The 20,362-nt window shown below is 35.8% G+C and carries 22 protein-coding genes and 2 pseudogenes; 13 read left to right on the forward strand and 11 right to left on the reverse strand.

Annotation, left to right across the window (positions count from 1 at the left end):
- Positions 1 to 107: 107 nt before the first annotated feature.
- From Q5W13_RS00405 to Q5W13_RS00415, 3 genes and pseudogenes are all read right to left on the reverse strand, one after another.
- Positions 108 to 356 (reverse strand): hypothetical protein, encoded by a 249-nt coding sequence (locus Q5W13_RS00405; protein WP_304444952.1) that lies wholly within the window; start codon positions 354 to 356, stop codon positions 108 to 110.
- 132 nt (positions 357 to 488) lie between these two features.
- Positions 489 to 1,436: a Gfo/Idh/MocA family protein gene (locus Q5W13_RS00410; RefSeq protein WP_304444953.1), complete on the reverse strand. Its 948-nt coding sequence runs from the start codon at positions 1,434 to 1,436 to the stop codon at positions 489 to 491.
- A pseudogene (locus Q5W13_RS00415) lies at positions 1,436 to 2,794 on the reverse strand (3-keto-disaccharide hydrolase). Before Q5W13_RS00415 ends, Q5W13_RS00410 begins: the two are co-directional and overlap by 1 nt.
- Positions 2,795 to 3,537: 743 nt before the next feature.
- Between Q5W13_RS00415 and Q5W13_RS00420 the strand changes: the two are divergent.
- Together Q5W13_RS00420 and Q5W13_RS00425 are read left to right on the forward strand one after the other, a co-directional pair.
- Positions 3,538 to 3,972: a response regulator gene (locus tag Q5W13_RS00420; RefSeq protein WP_304444954.1), complete on the forward strand. Its 435-nt coding sequence runs from the start codon at positions 3,538 to 3,540 to the stop codon at positions 3,970 to 3,972.
- A gap of 176 nt (positions 3,973 to 4,148) precedes the next feature.
- The gene (locus tag Q5W13_RS00425; protein ID WP_368662386.1) at positions 4,149 to 4,691 is read left to right on the forward strand and encodes a lipid-binding SYLF domain-containing protein; all 543 of its coding nucleotides are present in this window, start codon (positions 4,149 to 4,151) and stop codon (positions 4,689 to 4,691) included.
- Positions 4,692 to 4,800: 109 nt separating this feature from the next.
- On the opposite strand, the gene Q5W13_RS00430 is transcribed toward Q5W13_RS00425, so the two are convergent.
- Positions 4,801 to 5,196: a response regulator gene (locus Q5W13_RS00430; protein WP_304444955.1), complete on the reverse strand. Its 396-nt coding sequence runs from the start codon at positions 5,194 to 5,196 to the stop codon at positions 4,801 to 4,803.
- Positions 5,197 to 5,656: 460 nt separating this feature from the next.
- On the opposite strand from Q5W13_RS00430, the gene Q5W13_RS00435 reads away from it, so the two are divergent.
- The 9 genes from Q5W13_RS00435 (at position 5,657) to Q5W13_RS00475 (ending at position 12,983) form a co-directional block, all read left to right on the forward strand.
- Positions 5,657 to 5,959 carry an early set domain-containing protein gene (locus tag Q5W13_RS00435; protein WP_304444956.1) on the forward strand — a complete coding sequence of 101 codons (303 nt, stop codon included), beginning with the start codon at positions 5,657 to 5,659 and terminating at the stop codon, positions 5,957 to 5,959.
- Positions 5,960 to 6,036: 77 nt separating this feature from the next.
- Positions 6,037 to 7,353 carry an alpha-amylase family glycosyl hydrolase gene (locus Q5W13_RS00440; protein ID WP_304444957.1) on the forward strand — a complete coding sequence of 439 codons (1,317 nt, stop codon included), beginning with the start codon at positions 6,037 to 6,039 and terminating at the stop codon, positions 7,351 to 7,353.
- 401 nt (positions 7,354 to 7,754) lie between these two features.
- Entirely contained in the window at positions 7,755 to 7,916 is a 162-nt protein-coding gene (locus Q5W13_RS00445; protein ID WP_155597048.1) for a lmo0937 family membrane protein, read from the forward strand.
- A gap of 19 nt (positions 7,917 to 7,935) precedes the next feature.
- Positions 7,936 to 8,820, forward strand: coding sequence for a DUF808 domain-containing protein (locus tag Q5W13_RS00450; protein ID WP_304444958.1), 885 nt, complete (start codon positions 7,936 to 7,938; stop codon positions 8,818 to 8,820).
- A 405-nt stretch (positions 8,821 to 9,225) separates the two neighbouring features.
- Positions 9,226 to 10,146 carry a hypothetical protein gene (locus tag Q5W13_RS00455; protein WP_304444959.1) on the forward strand — a complete coding sequence of 307 codons (921 nt, stop codon included), beginning with the start codon at positions 9,226 to 9,228 and terminating at the stop codon, positions 10,144 to 10,146.
- Between the two features lie 150 nt (positions 10,147 to 10,296).
- Positions 10,297 to 10,938: a hypothetical protein gene (locus Q5W13_RS00460; protein WP_304444960.1), complete on the forward strand. Its 642-nt coding sequence runs from the start codon at positions 10,297 to 10,299 to the stop codon at positions 10,936 to 10,938.
- Between the two features lie 381 nt (positions 10,939 to 11,319).
- On the forward strand, positions 11,320 to 11,829 hold the full coding sequence (locus Q5W13_RS00465; protein WP_304444961.1) for a hypothetical protein: 510 nt from the start codon (positions 11,320 to 11,322) through the stop codon (positions 11,827 to 11,829).
- A complete protein-coding gene (locus Q5W13_RS00470) occupies positions 11,826 to 12,128 on the forward strand; it encodes a hypothetical protein (RefSeq protein ID WP_304444962.1) in 303 nt (100 codons plus the stop codon). The genes Q5W13_RS00465 and Q5W13_RS00470 overlap by 4 nt, the downstream gene beginning before the upstream one ends.
- 255 nt (positions 12,129 to 12,383) lie before the next feature.
- On the forward strand, positions 12,384 to 12,983 hold the full coding sequence (locus Q5W13_RS00475; protein WP_304444963.1) for a hypothetical protein: 600 nt from the start codon (positions 12,384 to 12,386) through the stop codon (positions 12,981 to 12,983).
- 530 nt (positions 12,984 to 13,513) lie between these two features.
- Here Q5W13_RS00475 and Q5W13_RS24465 read toward each other — a convergent pair.
- The 5 genes and pseudogenes from Q5W13_RS24465 to Q5W13_RS00490 all read right to left on the reverse strand — a co-directional run bounded on the left by Q5W13_RS24465 (position 13,514) and on the right by Q5W13_RS00490 (position 17,205).
- Positions 13,514 to 13,705 (reverse strand): hypothetical protein, encoded by a 192-nt coding sequence (locus tag Q5W13_RS24465; protein ID WP_368662387.1) that lies wholly within the window; start codon positions 13,703 to 13,705, stop codon positions 13,514 to 13,516.
- 28 nt (positions 13,706 to 13,733) lie between these two features.
- On the reverse strand, positions 13,734 to 14,006 hold the full coding sequence (locus Q5W13_RS24470; RefSeq protein WP_368662388.1) for a M24 family metallopeptidase: 273 nt from the start codon (positions 14,004 to 14,006) through the stop codon (positions 13,734 to 13,736).
- Positions 13,981 to 14,916, reverse strand: a complete 936-nt coding sequence (locus Q5W13_RS00480; RefSeq protein WP_368662389.1) for an aminopeptidase P N-terminal domain-containing protein — start codon at positions 14,914 to 14,916, stop codon at positions 13,981 to 13,983. Before Q5W13_RS00480 ends, Q5W13_RS24470 begins: the two co-directional genes overlap by 26 nt.
- A 52-nt stretch (positions 14,917 to 14,968) precedes the next feature.
- A complete protein-coding gene (locus Q5W13_RS00485) occupies positions 14,969 to 15,802 on the reverse strand; it encodes an alpha/beta hydrolase family protein (protein WP_304444964.1) in 834 nt (277 codons plus the stop codon).
- Positions 15,803 to 15,831: 29 nt separating this feature from the next.
- Positions 15,832 to 17,205 (reverse strand): annotated as a pseudogene (locus tag Q5W13_RS00490) (beta-propeller domain-containing protein).
- A 222-nt stretch (positions 17,206 to 17,427) separates the two neighbouring features.
- Here Q5W13_RS00490 and Q5W13_RS00495 point away from each other — a divergent pair.
- Positions 17,428 to 17,952, forward strand: coding sequence for a DUF5004 domain-containing protein (locus Q5W13_RS00495; protein ID WP_304444965.1), 525 nt, complete (start codon positions 17,428 to 17,430; stop codon positions 17,950 to 17,952).
- Positions 17,953 to 18,301: 349 nt separating this feature from the next.
- Here the strand turns inward: Q5W13_RS00495 and Q5W13_RS00500 are convergent, their stop codons facing one another.
- On the reverse strand, positions 18,302 to 18,781 hold the full coding sequence (locus Q5W13_RS00500; protein ID WP_304444966.1) for a hypothetical protein: 480 nt from the start codon (positions 18,779 to 18,781) through the stop codon (positions 18,302 to 18,304).
- 165 nt (positions 18,782 to 18,946) lie between these two features.
- Positions 18,947 to 19,465, reverse strand: a complete 519-nt coding sequence (locus Q5W13_RS00505; protein WP_304444967.1) for a serine hydrolase domain-containing protein — start codon at positions 19,463 to 19,465, stop codon at positions 18,947 to 18,949.
- A gap of 356 nt (positions 19,466 to 19,821) precedes the next feature.
- On the opposite strand from Q5W13_RS00505, the gene Q5W13_RS00510 reads away from it, so the two are divergent.
- Positions 19,822 to 20,361, forward strand: a complete 540-nt coding sequence (locus tag Q5W13_RS00510; RefSeq protein ID WP_304444968.1) for an SDR family NAD(P)-dependent oxidoreductase — start codon at positions 19,822 to 19,824, stop codon at positions 20,359 to 20,361.
- The last annotated feature ends 1 nt before the right edge of the window (position 20,362 follow it).

Below are 20,362 nucleotides of genomic sequence, written 5' to 3' on the forward strand. Positions count from 1 at the left end.
ATCCTTTGATAAAACCAACACCAAAAAGGCCCGTATGAAAACTTCATACGGGCCTAAAAAAAACTAACAAAAAAAACAATTAGCTCATAACCTCTTGGTTACAATCTTTATAATTTTGGTTCCCAGCCTTGGGCATATTCCCTTTTCCAGCTTTCCATGGCCTTTTCGTTGTTTAAGATTTTACCAGTTTTCTGATCTATTTTTATAGTCTCTCCTGCATCTTGCGCGATATTACCTAAATGGCACAACATAGTTGAGATACTAGCATCCTGAATATCCGAGTGAAGGGATTTATCCGTTCTTATAGCTTCAAAGAAGTTACCTACATGGTTTACATCTAATTGCCCCTGCCCCATTGTATTGGTAGTTGCACTTTCTGCTCCCTCTTTTTCTTCCTTTAAAAGGTTACCATCTAAATCATACAGCTTATAAAAATTACGATCTAACTGAATAATACCTTTACTACCGTAAATGGTAGCACCACGACCTTATTGGTTTGGTATTATTTTACCACGGCTATGACCTGTCCACGTAATGAATTTATCATCTTGATACTTATAGGTAACCTGTTGGTTGTCTACAAACTGCCAGTCATCATCAAACGTGTATTTTCCACCAAAAGAAGTAACACTCTCTGGAAGGTCTACACCCAATGCCCAACGACATAAATCAATTTCATGTGTACCATTATTATGTACTTCTCCTGTACCCCAAGTCTTAAACCAGTGCCAGTTGTATGGGTGAATGTTATCTCTGTAATTTTCTCTTGGTGCAGGGCCTTGCCACATATCCCAATCTAACGTATCCGGAACAGCTATTTCATTACCTTTTCCTATGGAACCTCGGTTATTACTATAATACGCCTCGCCTTTGTACACTTCACCAATTACACCGTCTCTAATGTCCTGCACTCCCATTATAGAAGTCTTTGCAGACCTTTGCTGGTTACCCATCTGTACTTTTTTACCGTACTTTTTATGAGCTGCCACCAACAAATCGTTCTCATAAGGGTTATGGCTACATGGTTTTTCTACATACACATGTTTTCCTGCCTGTAAAGCCATTATAGCCATAGGAGCATGCCAATGTTCCGGTGTGGCAATAAATACAGCATCTACATCTTTATCCTCTAGTACTTTTCTAAAATCCTTTTCATTTTTTGGGATGTAACCAATATTTTCTTGGCACCATAAATTGTGCTCTTCAAGTATAGTATCATCTACATCACAACTATAAATAATCTTAGCATTTTTTTGCTCATGAATTGCCATTACATGCGCCTTTGCTCTACTACGAACTCCAATTATAGCACAGTTGATATGGTCATTGGCACCAAGAATATTGGCATTGGCCATAGATGGTAAAATAAGTCCACTAAATGATAAGGCTACTGAACCTGTTGCCGTTTTCTTAATAAAATTTCTTCTTGTAGTCATTATTTATCGGCTTTAGGTGTTTTTATTTGAATGTTTTTGAAGCTAACTCTGTCTCCGTGGTCTTGCAATAAGATTTGACCATTATCTAACTCGCCAAAATTTGGCCACTTAGCATATTTACTCTCAGAAACCAATTTTCTATAGGCATCACTTTTACGGTCATACTCTAATACCTTAGCTCCGTTAAGGTAATGCTCAACGTGATTTCCTTTTGATATGATGTGTGCTGTGTTCCACTCACCAATTGCTTTTATTGGTTTCTTTGGGTCCGCTTTGATTAAGTCATAAAGAGAAGAAACCGTTCGGCTACCTTCATGATTTCCTTTTTTAGCATCTGGGTGCTTTGCATCATCTAAAATTTGATACTCCAATCCTATTGAAGAACCTTCTCCTTTATTGATATTGGTGTCTACGTAATATTTGATTCCGCTATTGGCTCCTTCCGTTAATTTAAAATCGACTTTAATTTCAAAATCACCATAGTTTTCCGTGGTAACGATATCACCACCTGCTGCAGATTCCTCGCCACCGGAAGACAAAACAGTAAGAATACCATCTTTAATTTCCCAACCTTTATCTGGAAAGCTTTCTAATTTAGCTCCTCTCCAACCTTCTGTAGTAGCACCGTCCCAAAGTAATTCCCAACCTTGATCTTGTTCATTTTTAGTAAGTTGATTTGCCATATTAACTGCAGGCAAAGGACTCTTTTTTGAGTACTTAGGTAAATCGTCAGTAATGATCTTAATGTTTTTCCAAACGATTTCCGTACCTTATTTTTTATCATCATGTATAGAATGCACCTGCAAACCAATAAATCCGCTTGCCGTTTGGCTATCTATTAAATGAGCCGCTGGCACACCATTAATCCAAGTTTTTAAGGTGTCACCAATAGCTTCAATACGGTAATGATTCCAATCATTTTGTTTAAAAGCCTGCTTTGCCTTTGTATTGCTATCAGGTAGCGGATGCAACCAACCTCTACGGGCTTCATCATAAATACCTGCACTCCACGCGCGATCAGATGGATCAATTTCTACTTGATACCCGTGTATTCTTCCATTCATATAATATGGAAAGCTATTACTACGAATCTGGATACCTGAGTTCATTGATGGATCTACCTTATAATCCAACTCCAAGATAAAATCACCATACATCTTATCAGACGTCATAAAAGAATTTGGCGTGTTACTTACCGTTGTTCCAACGATTGTATTATCTCTAACTTCATAGATAGCTTCACCTCCTTTTTGGGTCCACCCCGTTAAAGTTTCTCCATCAAAAAGATCTGTCCATGGTAGCGTTTCTTTTTTCTGAGCCTGACAGCTTATAAAAAAGCTTGATGCCATTAACAACATTGCGCTGTTGTACCCAAAGGATTTTAGTTTACTCGTGTTTAAATACTTCATTTTTAATTGTTCTAAGTTGTTTTGATGTTTATGATTACCTTGAATACAGCCCATTCTCCCTTACTACGTTATGTCTCTAATTCAAATATAAATTTGACTTAAGGTGACAAGCCCATAAAAATTATTACCCATTTTGCAAAATAACGATTATCAGCGACCACGCTTCACAACTCCTATTAGCTGCTTAAAATCAATTATTTGATTAAAAAAATCAACCATAATTTGCAATAAAAAGCAAGAACTTTATTTTACGAATATAATTTCCCAACCTCAAATAACCTAGTAAAAAGTCTTAAAATGTGTGCGCACACAGATAACAATCGTGTTCGGACACGAACTAAATACTAAGATTACGATAGAAATACCGCAAATAATTAACGATTACGCATTTTAATCACAACGCCATCTGCTCCTTTCGTGATACTTTTCATCCTACTTTGAAGTTTAAATTTTCAAGAAAAATCCTATTTGAGTTAATATATCTTTTTATCCGTTCCTGCCATTTAGTACAAAAACAATATTTTCGCTCTCAAATTCCCTCTAAAAAAAATGAAATAGGAAGCTCCAAAAGGGTGATACTTGACGTATATAAAAAAGTAATTATGTATTTCCTTTAAAATCTGGGCAACTTGCTTTGAGATTTATAAAAGCAAATACATTAATTGATGACCAATCAATAACAGAAAACAGATATGACTCTTAACCTTTATTTAGCGGACGATGATAAAGAAGACCGCGAATTGTTTGTGGAAGCTCTTGATGAAATCAAAATCCCTACTAAAATAACTCAGTTTGATAATGGCGTAGATCTTATGGACAACCTATTTTCCACCATAGATTTACCGGATGCTGTTTTCTTAGATTTACACATGCCGCTTATGAACGGTTTTGAATGTTTAACAGATATTAGGAACTTTTCTAGATTTGACGGTATTAAGGTTATTGTGTACTCCACTTCTTACCTCCAGAGAGAAGTAAACCAATTGCAGGCAGATGGCGCCAACCAATATATTCAGAAACCTTCTTCTTTTGAGGACCTTAAAATTATGCTTCACAAGAGTTTATTGTCTATGGTTCAAAAAGATGATGAAGAATCCAATCCTGGCCAATTTGTTATTTTGGTTTAATTGAATTTTCACCCTATTATACAACAGGATTACATTGACTTTAATCCTATTAATTTTAGCTCAAAAACTCCTTTTTTTTGCATCATAATTATAACTTTTAGCGCTAATCCCAGGTATAATCACCCTGTACTTTTGTATCAGAATTAATGTTTAATTTAAATAATATTGATATGAAAATGACAAAATCGATTTTAATAGCTGCTACATTCCTTTTTACTTTAGGAGCATCCGCACAAGATAAAGATGACCAAAGGGTAATGGCAGATGCCGAGAATGCAAAAGCTAAACTACAACAGTCAAACAAAGGCCTAGACATGTTTTTTGACAATGCTTCTGGCTATGTAATTTTCCCTAATGTTGGTGAAGGTGGACTTATTGTAGGTGGTGCTTCCGGTAATGGCGTACTGTATGAAAACGGAAAAGCAGTTGGTATGGCCGATTTAAAAAAATTGGACATAGGACTACAAGCTGGTGGACAAGCCTTAACTGAAGTTATTTTCTTTGAAACCGAAGATGCTTTAGAAAGATTTAAACAAGATAAATTTGAATTTTCTGCCGAGGCTACTGCTGTAGTATTGAAAAAAGGAGTTGCTGCCAATGCAAGTTATGACGACGGTGTTGTTGTATTTGCCAAGCCAAAAAAAGGATTGATGGCTGACCTTTCTGTAGGTGGACAAAAGTTCAACTATACTGATATGAAGAATATTACAAAGAAATAATATTTTATTTCTTAATGAAAAAGCCGGTCTAAAGACCGGCTTTTTTTATGCCAAATTTTAAACTTCTCATCTACAGATCCACAATAGGAAGCTGCAATAAGAATCCCAATTAGCAAAGGTGTTGCGTAATAATATCTGTCAGTTGTTTTTTCATTGCGCTATAAGACCTAGACTTGGTAACGAACATATTGGCTCCTAAATCCAAACAACGTACGTGGTCTTTGGGATTGCTTGTAGTTGAATACATAATTACGGGGATTTCTAAAAAAAGCGTATTTTTTCTAATTCTGGTCAAACAATCTGCACCACTAACTACGGGCATATTCAAATCTAAAAATATGAGTTTTGGTAGAATGGACAACTCAGTGGTCATACGTTTCAAAAAAGACGGTCCGTTTTCATAGCACTCCAGAGGCAACATCGGAAAAAGCTCTTCCATGGCTTCTTGAAACAACATGCGGTCGTCTTCATCATCATCAATATAAATAAGTGGTCCGGTATTCATAATAAGCTTATTTCCAGCGTACCCTCCAAACATTATATCTCTGTTAAAGGGAGGCCAAAGATAACCTCCAAATTTTCTTAACAATCACCATGCTAGATAATTAGCAAATATTTATTGTTATGGCAAAAATTACTGGTAATTATTAATCAAAAAGCAGTATCAAGGCCCTAAAACGTCTATCTAGGTCGTTATTCTACTTATTCCTCAATACCCAATAATTTTAAGTTGTAGGTATTGCCTTCAAATTACTAAAGATTTATTCATAACCACCTCTTTTTTTAACTTTCATGTAGAAAAATAAATATAAAAGAACAAATACCTCAATCAGGTATTTATAGGGTTAATATTTAGCGGATTAGGGTTATTTATAAGCCCTCCATTTTTACCTACTAATTCCGTTTCAATGTATTTTTGATAAGACACTTATGAGCTCCTTTTGCTTATAAAAAACACAGATATTATGGAAACTATTTTAAATAAAAGTGCGGGTATGGGAGCCATCTTAACAGATGACGCTTCTACTACCTTTAGAGTTTGGGCACCCAATGCCGATAAAGTTTTTGTTATTGGCGATTTTAACGATTGGAAAAAAGATGAGTTTGAACTTGAACTAGAGGACAATGGCTATTGGGCCGGCGTTACCGAAAAATGTAAAGAGGGAGACGAATACAAATTCCTGATCATAAACGGTAAGAACGAATATGAACGTAACGACCCTTATGCCGTAGAGGTTACCAATAGTAATGGGAATTCTATTGCTTAAGGAAGCTAGATTTTGATTGGGAGGGAGATGATTTTCAAATTCTAAATTGGAACGAGCTGGTTATCTACGAGCTACATGTGGGTACTTTTAACCGTAAAAAACCGGATCAGGTTGGTACGTTTGAAGATGTTATTGAGAAACTACCCTATCTAAAAAAACTGGGCATTAACTGTATAGAATTACTGCCTGTAGCAGAATTTGCAGGTGGAATTTCTTGGGGCTACAACCCAGCGCATCCTTTTGCTATTGAACAAGATTACGGCGGGCCGGATGGATTTGCTAAATTGGTAAAAGAGGCCCATAAACAAGGTATTGCCGTAATTATGGACGTGGTGTACAACCATTTTGGACCTTCTGATATAGCGCTTTGGCAATTTGATGGGTGGAGCGAAAACGATAAAGGCGGTATCTATTTTTATAACGATTACCGTTCGGAAACCCCATGGGGAGATACACGACCTGATTATGGCCGAACCGAAGTAAGGAAATACATTGCGGACAATGCTATCTTCTGGATAGAACAATACCGTTGTGATGGTCTCCGTATGGATGCCACTTCATACATTAGATTTGAAGGTGGTGGTTTGGGAATTGATACGGAAATAAACGAAGGGAATATCCTTATGCGTGATATTAACATGCAAATCCAATCTAAATACCCACATATATTGACCATTGCCGAAGATTTAAAAGGTGATGATAAAGTAACGGATGATGCCGACTATGGTGGTCTGGGGTACGGCTCCCAGTGGGATATGAATTTTGTACATCCCGTTCGTGAGGTGCTTACCATGATTAATGACTCAGATAGAGACCTTCAACAAATTGTGAACGCCCTTACCTACAGCTATAGTGGTGATGCTTTTAGAAGAATCGTTTATACGGAATCTCATGATGAAGTTGCCAATGGTAAGGCACGTGTTCCAGAAGAAATTCAGCCGGGAGATGCAGAAAGTCCGTTTGCTAAAAAACGTGCTATTTTGGGTATTGTTCTTACCCTCACTGCTCCGGGAATTCCTATGCTTTTTCAAGGTCAGGAATTTATTGAAGATGAATATTTTCAGGATACGGAAGCTTTGGATTGGGGAAAACTAGATAAGCTAAAAGGCATCAAAAAATTATCTACGGACCTCATTGCACTTAGAACCGGAAAAGCAGAACGCACCAACGGACTGCGAGGGCAACAGATAGAAATTGTTCACTTTAACCAAGACACCAAAATCCTTGCCTATGTACGTAGTACGGATGGTGATGATAATGAACCTGTTCTAGTTGTTCTAAACTTTGGGAACAAACCTTTTGAAGAATATGGCATTGGCGTTGCCAGGATGCAGAATGGAAATTACGTTTCAATAGCACTTGGAAAGGTTATGATGAAGATTTCTCCGAACTAGCCGTAGAAGGCATGGAAAAAGTAGAAGAACCAACGGACGAAAAACCGTTCACTGGTCAAATTACCATTCCTGCTTACGCAGCGCTCATTTACACCAAGTAAACATTAGCCTGTTTTACAGAAGTCTATAGAACTGCCCTATACCGCAAGTGCATTCCGCTTGTGTTATGGGGCAGTTTTTTAATGCCTTAACATGTTTGGTTGCCTCCTACTCCACTTGAAAACCCATTGCAATGGAATCCATCAAAAAAGAAACGGATAGCGGCTATCCTCCTCAAAACAGCCCTTTATCTTTGTAGTATGTCAAACCTGTATTCAAAAAACAATTCACTTGAAAAGTTCAAGAATGAGGTTCAAAATGCCTTTTTTGGGCCCTGAATACACTAAAAAAGAGAAGAAAACATGAAATATCTAATATATAGTATCATAATAGTGTTGATTATTGGATGGATTTTAGGATTTTTGGTCTTTCAGATTTTGGGAGGTCTAATTCACCTATTATTGGTACTGGCCGTACTCCTAATTGTCTATAATTGGTTTACAGAACGGAAAAAGAACATATAATTAAAAGCACCCTTTTAGCATGGCCTCAGGATTTTTTGCGTTACTAGATGATATTGCCACACTTATGGATGACGTTGCCGCCATGAGTAAAATTACGGCCAAGAAAACAGCCGGTATTCTAGGAGATGATTTAGCGGTAAATGCGGAGAAAGCCTCCGGTTTTATGTCCGATCGTGAAATTCCTGTGCTTTGGGCCATCTCCAAAGGTTCCATGATCAATAAAATTATTATTCTGCCTATTGCCTTTCTGTTAAGTTACCTGTTGCCTCCCGCTATTATTGTTGCGCTGGTGTTAGGTGGACTCTATTTGGCATATGAAGGAGCCGAAAAAATCTATGAAGTTTTTGTTCCGCACCATGATGCCGCACATGAAACTTTGAATACAGAAATGACCGAAGCAGATATTCTTGCTTTGGAAAAAGAACGCGTAAAAGCAGCCATTGTAACAGATTTTATTCTCTCCGTAGAGATTGTTATCATAGCCTTGGGTTCCGTTGCAGATGAGCCGTTAAATATTCAAATACCCGTAGTTTCGCTAATTGCTCTAATTGCCACCGTTGGCGTGTATGGTATTGTAGCTATGATTGTTCGTATGGATGAATTTGGCCTTAAACTCATTAACCTTAATGAGCAGGATAATAGCTTTTCTGATTATGTGGGCAGGTTCTTGGTAGGTGCCTTACCATGGGTTATAAAAAGTCTTTCCGTAATTGGTACCATTGCGCTCCTATTGGTTGCCGGTGGTATTTTTGTACATAACATTCATTTCTTCCATGATCTTTTGCCACAATTACCGGACATTGTTAAAGAATTTCTAGTAGGCCTTGGCGTAGGTTTGGTAGTCTTAGCTGGCGTTAAATTGGTAATGAAGGTGATTAGCCTTTTTAAGAAGAAGAAGAAGTAACCGCACTACCCAACTGAGAATTGTTCCTCAATTTTATTTTTTGCTTTGCAGCGGATGTTTTATGTGCTGTAAGCCTATGATGTTTTTGCCCAATACGCTAGAGGTCATTTTCATTTTAGGCAGAAGATTCCTTGCAGATTTCTAACTCCAGATTTCTTTTTAAATAAACTTTTCTCAAGAATTGATGTATTTCCCTCTTACGTCGATAAATTCCTACACTTTAACGAATAGTACTCATCTTACACTATACTTACAGATTTCTGTAATCGTATTTTGACTAGTATTGTGATTTTTATAGATACATCTAGAGGGTAAAGAAAACTGCATAAACCAACTAGTTGCTTTTTTCCGCTAGATTATAGATATAGAGCAACTAGTTGCTTTATATAATCATTGGCAACAACTATGAGAAACATCATCCTAATAATACTATTCGCCTTTAACCTGAACTTCTCTCAAGGTCAAGATACTATCAAACCGGATACTTTGAAGCAGGTCGAATTGGTTCAGACTTTACAAAATGAGACTCTTCCAGAATTGGATTATTACAAAATGCTTTATAATTCACAAGTTGAAAGTAATGATACATTCGAGACCTTATTCCAATGGACAATAGGATTATCTTTTGGTTTTTTAATTGCTATAATCGGAAGTCAAATTTTCTTTAATTATCGTATCAACAAAAAGGAAATCGAGTATATCAAAAAAGATTTACAGGAATCAATTCTGGAATTGGAAGGAAGACAAAACAAAAATATGACTACCAAATTTTCGGAACTAGAAAAAGAGTTGAAAATTGTCATCGAGAAAAACTCTAATACAGCAAATGAAAAATTAGAAGAGAAATTAAAATCATCAGAGAAAATTCAATCAATCGAATTAAAAATTCTTGAAAATACTATTGACCGTGGATTAAAGGACCTTTCACAAAGAACAGAAAAAGAATTAAAAGTTTTGGAAAAAGACTTATCAAAAAATACTGGAGATTTATGGAAATTAAAAGGTATAGAATCAAATGCACTTACAAGTTTTATAAAAAGTGCCTTGTTACAAAAAGATCTTAATTATGAGGTTAAATATATTCTTGATGACATTATTCAAATCCTTCATCCTATGGACGAAATTTTCGAATCGGATTATGAAAACTTAAAAAAGCTTTATGAGTTAGTAAAAACAAGTCATAAATCAAAAGCAGAAAAGTTGAATGATGCAATTAAAAATAAGGGGATTTATACGTTTGATATGAGTAAACCTGATTGGAATGTTGGAATGTTTGGTTTTGGTCCGACAAAAAAAATAATTCGAGTAAAAAAGAATGAAAAATAGCAGTTGCTAACACCGTGTAAAAATAATTGCTTGGTTCTCGCCTACTTGGAAAATCCTGCGGATTTTCCTCTGGTTCGTTCCATTTTTAGTAAGTTAGTTGCTTGCCCACGCAACTATCCTTACACATAACCGTTGCCAGTAATTTAGCCTATGATAAATTTTGAAGTCCTAAAACAAATATCAAAAAACCTCGAACACACTTCATACGAAGATATTTTAAGACTCTTAGAGGAGCTTGAAATCTCATATATAATGACTTTCAATATTCCGAAAGGAACTCTAATTTCAAGAATTAGACCATCTGAAAGAAAGCCTTACTGTAAAGAATCTCAAATTTCATATAATCCTAATCCGGAAAATTATGGCAGAGCAAATAAACCGAATGAACCAATTTTTTATGGTTCTATTCAAGGACCAGGAATGCTAAACTCTCTGGACACAAATGTTTGGGAATGGTTAAATATTTTAAATAGTAAACCATTAAATAAAATAGACTTTCCCTTAAGTTTCACATCAGGGTTTTGGGAGATACAATCAGACCTGCCTACCATCCCGATAATCTATAATAATGTAAGCAAAGAGAAAACCAAACTATTTGATTCTTTATTGGAGAATTATGAAAAACATTCTGGTGTTACAGAATTAAGTTCAAAAATAATTGAATTTTTAGCCAATGAATATTCTAAGGTTGATATCAATAGTCCAAATGATTATAAACTTACAGCTGCATTCTCAGAATTAATCCGCACTCGTATTGGAAAAAAATACCATCAATTCTTTATCCGAGCGTAAGAACTGAGGAAAATGGATACAATATTGCAATAACCCCATTAGACGTCAAAAAGTACTTAAAACTATTAAGAGTAGAAACATTTACAGCTTATCGAAAAGGTGGTAAATACATATTCGACAAAGAGAATATTATACACCACATCAATCAAGATGGCACATTTAATTTGTCGGACTTTCCAAATTTGTGGATTTCAAAAGGAAATGAATGGTGTGTAAATAAATTAGATGACCTATAAAAACTACTTACAACAAAGCCTAAACTTATTGCGGACTTTAGGGCCAATTTTAAAGAGCTATTTATGTATATAATGTCGCTAAATCTTCTGGATTTAGCTTTGGACAGAAAAAAGCAAAACTAAATAATTAGTTTTAGCATTATTTATGAAAAATCTCAAATACATCCTACTTTTAGTCTTCATTACAAGCACTTTTGAAATGATTTCTCAAGATACGTTGGACATGAAGGAAGTGTATATTGATAATGATTTGGTCTACAAAATGAATGGCCAGAGATTTACTGGACTTGCCCAACAGAAACGAAAAAATGGACATCTGACCTATGAAGAAAAGTATAAAGACGGAGTTGTTTTTTCCAGTAATCTTTACTTTAATACTAAAGAAAAAAAGGTCTCCAATAGGACAATTTACAACCGCTACAAATTATGGGTTCTTGAAAAGGAAATAAATTTCCGACTTTCCAAAGACACATTTGAAATTAAAAGCTATGATGAAAATGGGAAGAAAATACTACTTGAACAGTTTGAAAAGAGTAAAGTTATATACAGTTGTGAATATAACGGTAGAAAAAAGCACGGAAAAGAATTGTGCTACGATGTTGATGGAAATCAATTAGTTTTTGAGTACATAGACGGTAAAAAAGTTAAGAAATGATGCCTCTAATAATACTAGGTATTGGACTCGTGTTATGGATGTTAAGTATATACTTAGTTCATAAATGGAAATACTTCTGGGTGTTCTTTGGTATTAATCTTATAGTATTAGCTCTCTATACTACTTACACAATCTACGGAAATTTAGAATTCTTGGGTCATGACGAATATGGTTTAGGTAGATTAATGATGTTATTTGCTATTCCAATAGTACATGTTTTAATTGCATTCATTATCGCGGTTGTTATAAACTATCGCCTAAATAAAATAACTATTACCCACAATACCTATAGCAAATAGGGTATAAAGTATTAAATTAAATGGCTTAGATTTATTTACTAAGTCCGCCAAATTTTGGGGGTTTGGCAATTAAAAAAAGAAAGATAATTATAAAACAAAAAGCTTTGGCTCGTAGACCAGACGGAAACGAAAAGTTTCCTTGCCTGCCCTATTTGCCAAAGCCGAACCGTTACAGCACATATGTTTCAAAAACTAACATTCCTCATAATTGCAATATTTCTGCTTTTAATTAGCTGTGGAAAAAAGCAGACTGATTTGGAATTTGAAAAGTCTGTTGCGAATGAAATTTTCCCAGCGTTACTTGATTCTGTATTTCAAGATACAAGATTGGCACCACCACCACCACCACCACCAAATTCTGAATGGAGTGATGCAACAGCAATTAAATGGGACGAATCTAAAATGATTGCTGAGTACGAAAAGCGAAAAGTTGAATTAGAAAAGGACACAACTAAATTGGTTATTGCGATTGTGGACAGTACTTATCAAATAAATCAAAGAGCAAAAAAAGAACTTATTGATTTTTATAAGGATTACGAAATTGAATTAGATACTCTTAACATTATAAAATCTTATAAAATAAATTTGACGGATTTAAAACACGCAGATAAATTTAAGCTCAAGTATCGTTCTGAATTGCCAGCGACAAGCAAAGTATGGAAAGGCGATTACGATTTTCATCTTTCTGGAATAACTGGGTTTTCTCGAATTCAATTTGACCGAACAAAAAATTACGGAGTTTTGATAAGCGGATTTGGTTGCGGGCGACTTTGCGGATTTAGTGGTTTGGTTTTTATTAGAAAAATAAATGGTAAATGGATAATTGATAAAATAAAAGTTACGGGAATATCTTGAAAAAAGAATTTAAACATAACAATAAGCTATTTAGACCCCCCCGCTGGCGCAAGCGTCACGCTAATGTCTACACCCGAGTAAGCCAGCAACTTACTTTAAGCCCCTCCACGAGGCTTTTTTTTGATTACGCCCCAGAATGGCAAAGCTATTTTCGGGCTCAAAAAAGAAAAGCCTTTCCCGTTTCAAAACCTCTATAAAAGCTTCCCTTTCCATTCCCAACTCTTTCCAGATTTCGTTTCTAAGTTTGCGTTGTAATTCAATTAAAACCTTATAAAATGTAAACAGAAACCGTTCAATTTATAAGATTAAACAGCTTAAAAAATTCTAATTGAATTGAAACCTTCAAACTAAAATGAAAACTAAATGATTTTACTGAGAAAATTTTTAATCTAAGTAAAAATAAACTTCATGTAAAAGCAACTGTTGCGTGAAACTTTACTCCGCTGGTTTTTAATAAAGTGGGAACCAAAAAAAAGACCTTGTTTTACCAAGGCCTTCTCTAATAATTGTAACGCTACTCATGAAAGTCTTTACAGCCTTTTATGTGATATCATAAATTCTTCAATTTCCGTTGCGGAAGTGGGGAGTCTGTTTCCTAAAATTTGTGCGCCATTACTTGTAATCAAAAACACATCTTCTACTCTAATACCTCCAAAATTTCTATATTTTTCAAGTACTTCATAATCTATAAAGTCTAGATACTTGCCTTCTTTTTTCCTCAAATCAATTAGTTCCGGAATAAAGTAAATACTAAGGCTCTACGGTCAACACCATACCTTCTTCTAAGGCACGGCCTAATCGTAAGGAACGGAAACCAAAATCGGTTCGCTTTTTTAAGGTGTCCGTATACCCCACATATTGTTCTCCCAGATTTTCCATGTCATGAACATCAAGCCCTAACAAATGTCCTAATCCACATTGAAAAAACATGGTATGCGCTCCTTTTGCAACTGCTTTTTTAGGGTCTCCTTTCATAAGGCCAAGGGTAATTAGACCTTCAACTATTTTTTCGGCTGCAGCCAAATGCACATCTAAAAACAATTGCACATGGTCGCAACATCTCTACCGCTGTGCGATAAGACGCATACATAATATCATAAACAGCTTTCTGAGTTGCACTGAACTTTTTAGCAATGGGAAAGGTACGGGTAAGATCTCCCGCATAACCAGATGCCACTTCTCCCCCACAATCGCATAGGAGCATATCTCCTTCACTCAATTCATTACCCCTGTAGTGATTATGCAAAATCTGACCATTGATGGTTACAATAGGCGGAAACGAGGTTCCTACTCCCTTGGCAAGCGCAATTTTACTTACTTCCCCAAAAACATCGGATTCTTTTAATGCTGGCTTGGCAACTTCCATTGCCCTATACTGCATTTCTACCGTGATATTCAATGCTTTTTCGATTTCTAAAACCTCAGCGGCAGATTTTTTAGTTCTCAGTTTTACTATAGCTTTTATAAGCTCTACAGAACTATGTTCCTCAAGTTCGGGTATAGCCACATTTAATAAAGCCGATAATTTTACGGAATGTTCTGCTCTATACGGCGGTAAAAAATGTACTTTTTTTCCTTTGGAAACCGCCCCTCCAATATATTCCGATAATTCTGAAACCGACTTTACAGCAGACACTCCCACCTTACGGGCTTGGCTTTGTAAGGATTCTATTGGACCGGAAAAAACAATATGATCGATTGATGGATCATCACCAAAAATAATTTCTTCATCATTATCTAAATCAATGATTGCCGTTAGTCCAAAAGTTTGAATTCCAAAGAAATAAAGAAAGGTACTATCCTGCCTAAAAGGGTATATATTGTCTTCAAAATTTATACCCACTTCATCATTGCCCGTAAGAAGAATTAATCCTTCTCCTACCAGCTTCTTTAATCCTGCTCTACGCGCTATATATTCTTGTGTTGAAAACATTTCTAAGATGTAAATAATTAAACTATTAAATAAACAAAAGCCTCACGAACTACTATTTGCCTCCGGCCGGTAAATTCTCTTTCCAATACTTCTCCATAGTCTCCCTTAAGTGATAAGAGGTATTCTCTCGTTCATTAATCCTATGAGACCTCATGGGGTAAGACATCATATCAAAAATCTTATTATTCTCGATCAGCTTGTTAATCAGCATTTCAAAACTTTGGTAATGCACATTGTCATCTGCCGTTCCGTGAATAACCATAAGGTTACCTTCTAGGTTTTGTGCAAAATTTATGGGCGAACCATCATGATATCCTTTAGCATTATCCGTTAACAAGCCCATGTAACGTTCTTGATACGTGGCATCATACAATCTTTGGTCGGACACAAAACTAACCGCCAATCCGGATTTGTAAGTTTCAGGGTAACGGAACATACAGTTTAATGTCATCTGACCACCACCACTCCATCCCCAAATACCAACTCTAGAAGCATCTATAAAATCATACGTTTCCATAATTTTATTTGCCGCTTTGTTCTGGTCCTCAGAAGCTAGGATACCTATTTGTCCGTAAATAGCATTACGCCATTTCTTGCCTCTTGGGGTCTTTGTTCCCCTATTATCAACACTCATAACAATATACCCTTGTTGTGCCATATACTGGTCCCAAAGGCTACCTCCGCCCCAATTATCCTGCACTGTAGAACCGGCCGGCTCACCGTACACATAAAAAAGTAACGGGTATTTTTTTGAAGGGTCAAAGCCAATAGGTTTAATCATAAATGCATCTAAAACGGCATCTCCTATATCTACTTTTACAAATTCTTTAGGCTGAAGTTGCAACGCATCAAATTTCTGTTTCAATTCTTTATTATCCTCTAGCACCCGTATTTGTTTATGAGCTGGCAAACTGACTAGCGAATACACCGGAGGCGTCGTAGCATTTTGAAAAACCTGAATTCCCCATTTCGCATTTTCGGAAATCTGGTTGCGTTTTGTCCAGAATTAGCTGCAGGCGTTACCCGTTGGGCAGTTCCTTTTCCATCAATGCGGCTTCTATACAAATAGCGTTGTGTGTAATCATCCGGTGAGGCCGTATAGTACACATACCCTCCTTTTGGATCTATGCAGTTTATGCTCACCACATCAAAATTGCCTTTGGTTATGGGTTTAATATCCGTCCCGTCTCGTGACACTTTGTACAAATGCAACCAACCGTCTCGCTCACTAGACCATGTAAAATATTTCTCGTTGTTCAACCAACGGATATCATCATGCATATCTAAAAAAGCTTCGTCTTTCTCTGTCAGGATATTTTTAAACTTAAGCGTTTCAATTTCTGCTACATATACTTTATTCGTGTTTTGCGGACGGTTCAGTTGTTGGATCATTAATTCGTTGGAATTTGGAATAAAATCCATTCGGGCTAAATAATTATTCCGTGGGTCACCAGGAATATCAAATCATTTGGTTTCCCCTCCTTTTGCCGGCACTACACCCACCTTTACTGCAGACAGTTGTGTACCCACTTTAGGATACGGCATAGGAATAGGCTTGGAATAAATAGAATCTACATTATTGATCATGTAAAAAGTACCTACACCCGCTGTATTAGATTGCCAATAGGCAATATTCTCCCCGTCAGGACTCCATCTAAAACCATCCCTACAATTTAATTCTTCCTCATAAACCCAATCAAAAGTTCCGTTTATAATATTACCGCCGCCATCTTTGGTTATCTGGGTAACGCTATTTGAGCTTACCTCTTCTACATAGATATTTAGGTCACTTACATAACCCACTCTAGACCCATCTGGAGAAAATTTAGCGAACATTAACGTAGCCTCTGGCAAAGATTTACCCAACTGGCTTAATTTCTTTGTAGCCAAATTCAGCAACCAATAATCCCCTCTAGTATGGTAACGCCATACCTTTCTGGTATTGGTGAAAACAAGAAGTTTGGTATTATCATCGGACCATTTGTAATCTTTGATGACCAAAGGCTTTTCAGTGCCTTCAGGTATTAAATCTACCGCGGAAACTATAAAAGTCCTTTTTCCCGTTTTGGCATCATATTTTACAATATCCTTCCCGGCAAGACCGGCACTTTCCTCTAATGTAGAATAGCCCTTGTTGTCTTTCATCCACCTAACGGGACCAAAACCTTTCTGACCAAATGCGTCATTTTTATAAATATCCGCCAGGGTAAGTGTTTTTGCTTCTTGTGCAAACCCTATGTTCGCAAATACTAGAATTGCCAATAGGTTGATCCATACCATTTTCTTCATACGTATTCCTCTTTTTACCAATAATGAGTTAGAAATTATTTACTTTCACTTAACAATGCTTGCAGGTATCCTTTAAAAATTAGGTCATGCCAAGGGAAGCGTCCTAAGTTACAATACGCACTGGTTATTTTTAAACCCTTTTTGCACTTTTAACAAAACTATAGGGCAACCTTTTTACAAGCTGCGCATCTATTAGACTGAACCTCTAATCTATATCATATAATGAAAAGAAAATTCATGTTTTTGCTTACCGCTGTACTTTGTAACGGATTGTTCCTTGCCTGTAATGACACCGATGATACTATTGAATGTATTGAAGATTTTTCAGGTGTTTTGGCTTCCGCCGAAGAAAAATTACCCGGAGATTGGATGCTGACCGCCATGACGGCCGATACCGAAATTGACCTAACCGATGATGAAACGGACAACCCCTTAAAAGACCTTTTCGCACAGTATGAAGATTGCCAGAAAGATGCTTCCTACTCTTTTGGCACCAACCGTACCTATGTGTACCGACAGGCACAAAATACAGCGGACTGTACTAACCAAGTTACTTTGGGCGGTACTTGGCAACTTAGCGATGATACGCTCCGTTTGGTAACCGATTGTAACCTGAGTTCTATTGCGCTAACGTTTGCAGAAGACGACTCCGCTTTTATGTTTACCAACTCGTTTTCTATTGCAGATGCAGAGGGTAAGACCATACAGACCAACGTAACGTTCACGTATACGCTTACGGTGCAATAGCAACATATACTTTACATAATAAATAGTTTAATTGCCAATCATAAGAGCTCGTTTCTTTTGATTGGCATTTTTTTTAAAAAACTGTGGGAGCTCTATTTATCAAGAGATTCACAAAATCCTGAATTTATTTAAGCGGGAGTGCTACTAATGTTTAAGTCTACATATTCCCGCATTTTAAGGAATAGCATATTTCTTAAACCAAAACTAATGGGTTTTCTGTAATCGTAATCTAATTTGTATTGCGATATTTATAACTGAATCTTTAGAGGAAGAAACTCAATTCTGTATAAAGCCTTTAGTCTCTTTTTACCGCTAGATTAGAGAAATAAAGTGATTTAGTTGCTTTATTCTATTGTTGTCTGCAAGCTAAAAAATATCCGAATTTAAATGTCAAATACAGGGAATTCTGAAACAACAACTTTAGAGTAAGCCTTTTGATACTTAATTGAATTTTTAAAATATCCTTAATTTCATCTGAAATATCACCTACATTTTCATGCTTCTGATTTGTTTGAACTACTATGGTTAATACATCTTTACCGTTATTAAACCTTCTTACAATACATTCATAATTCCCAGCAGAGCCATGATGAGTATGTTCAGTAATTCTATTCTTTGTCCATTCTACAGAACCTAAAGGAGATTGAATATTCCCAAAAAAATCGGCTTTCTCAGACAAGAACTTTATCGATTTTTGATTTATAATTTTATACGAATGCAGGTTTTCTAACCAACTATATAAATCGTTTGCAGTTAAACTAAAAATTGCTCCTGAGATTGTTACTTTATAAGAATCCTCCTCATAATCATCGTTAAAAGGTATAGCCATTAAACTCTTATCTAAATATGGAGCTTCTGGATGAATTACTGCATCCTTTAAAGAAAAAGGAATGAATAAATTTTGAGTAACATACGCTGCAAAAGTTTGATTTGTGATTTTTTCTACAATTGGGACAGTAACATTGGACTATGGTTGGTATATAAGTAATCCGTCCTATGGCTTAAACTCCAATTCTTCTATATTTAATAAATCTTCTTTAATTTTTTCATCAGTAATTCGTTCATTTATTTCGAAGTATTTATCCCATTCGACTTCTGGAAGACCACTAGTGTATTGCATTAAATTTTCAATTGAAATTGTTGATGCCCAACTTGGTAAATCTTTTAAGTATATATTTATTTTATCCTCAACATTAAGCAATCCTTTTTCTTGCAGTTGCATGATTGAAACTGCTGGGAATTCTTTATAAACCGAACCTAAATCAAAACGAAATTTTTTAGTAAGCTTTACTGTTTTAGAGCCATCTGAAAACCCAAATGAATTTTCATAAACTTTTTCTTCATCTAGAACTACTAAAATATTTCCGTTGAATTCCCCTTCTGCTGCTAGCTCTTTTATATAAGAATCTATAGAAGTGTGACTACTGCAGTTCACAAAAGTTATTGATATAAACAGTAGTAATAGCGTAGAAAAAATACGTCTCATAAAATTAAGTAGAATGTTATATTTCAAAGACGAACATTTATAAGTTTTGTTACAGTATAGATTCTATTTCATTTCAAAGCTTATACTGTCTTTGCCACAATTTATTACGTCCCACACAATCGAAATTTAACTATAACGGAAAAGGTAGCAGAAAACAAAGCCTAAACGTAATGCGGGCTTTGAGCTTAATCAAAAGGTCTGCGTAAATTTATAAAGTCGCTAAATTGAAAATTACGTGTCAGCGAAATGTTCAAATTTAGCTTTGGACAGAGAAAAGAAAAACTAAACAATAAGCTTTAGCTTCGCGCTAAGACGGAAACCAAAGGTTTCCTTACTACCCGCACTACGCTTAGCTAAAACGTTAGGCACAAGCACAAAACTGAATGAAAAAAGCAATTATAATTGGTGCAACTTCTGGAATTGGAAATGAGCTTGCCAGAATTCTTGTGAAAAATGAATATAAGGTTGGAATTACAGGAAGACGAAAGACTAAACTTGAAAAGTTAAAAGAATCTGACCCAATAAATTTCAACATCAGTTCTTTTGATTGCACAACAGAAAACAACTCTGAAAAACTGACTAAATTAGTCAATGAAATGGGAGGTTTAGATTTGTTGATTTTAAGTTCAGGTACAGGAGACTTAAATGAGCAATTAAAATTTGATATTGAGGATGCAACTAACAAATTAAACGTAATTGCTTTTACCGAAATTGTAGACTGGACATTCAATTATTTTGAAAAACAAGGAAAAGGACATCTAGTAGGAATAAGTTCTATAGCAGGAATAAGAGGTAGTAGAATTGCACCAGCTTACAATGCTTCAAAAGCCTATCAGATAAATTATTTGGAAGGTTTAAGGCAAAAAGCAAAAAAAACGAAGCAACCAATTTACGTTACTGACATAAGAATAAGGCTTTGTTGAT

Origin of the sequence: Zobellia laminariae (genome assembly GCF_030553095.1) — a bacterium.
Classification (GTDB): domain Bacteria; phylum Bacteroidota; class Bacteroidia; order Flavobacteriales; family Flavobacteriaceae; genus Zobellia; species Zobellia laminariae.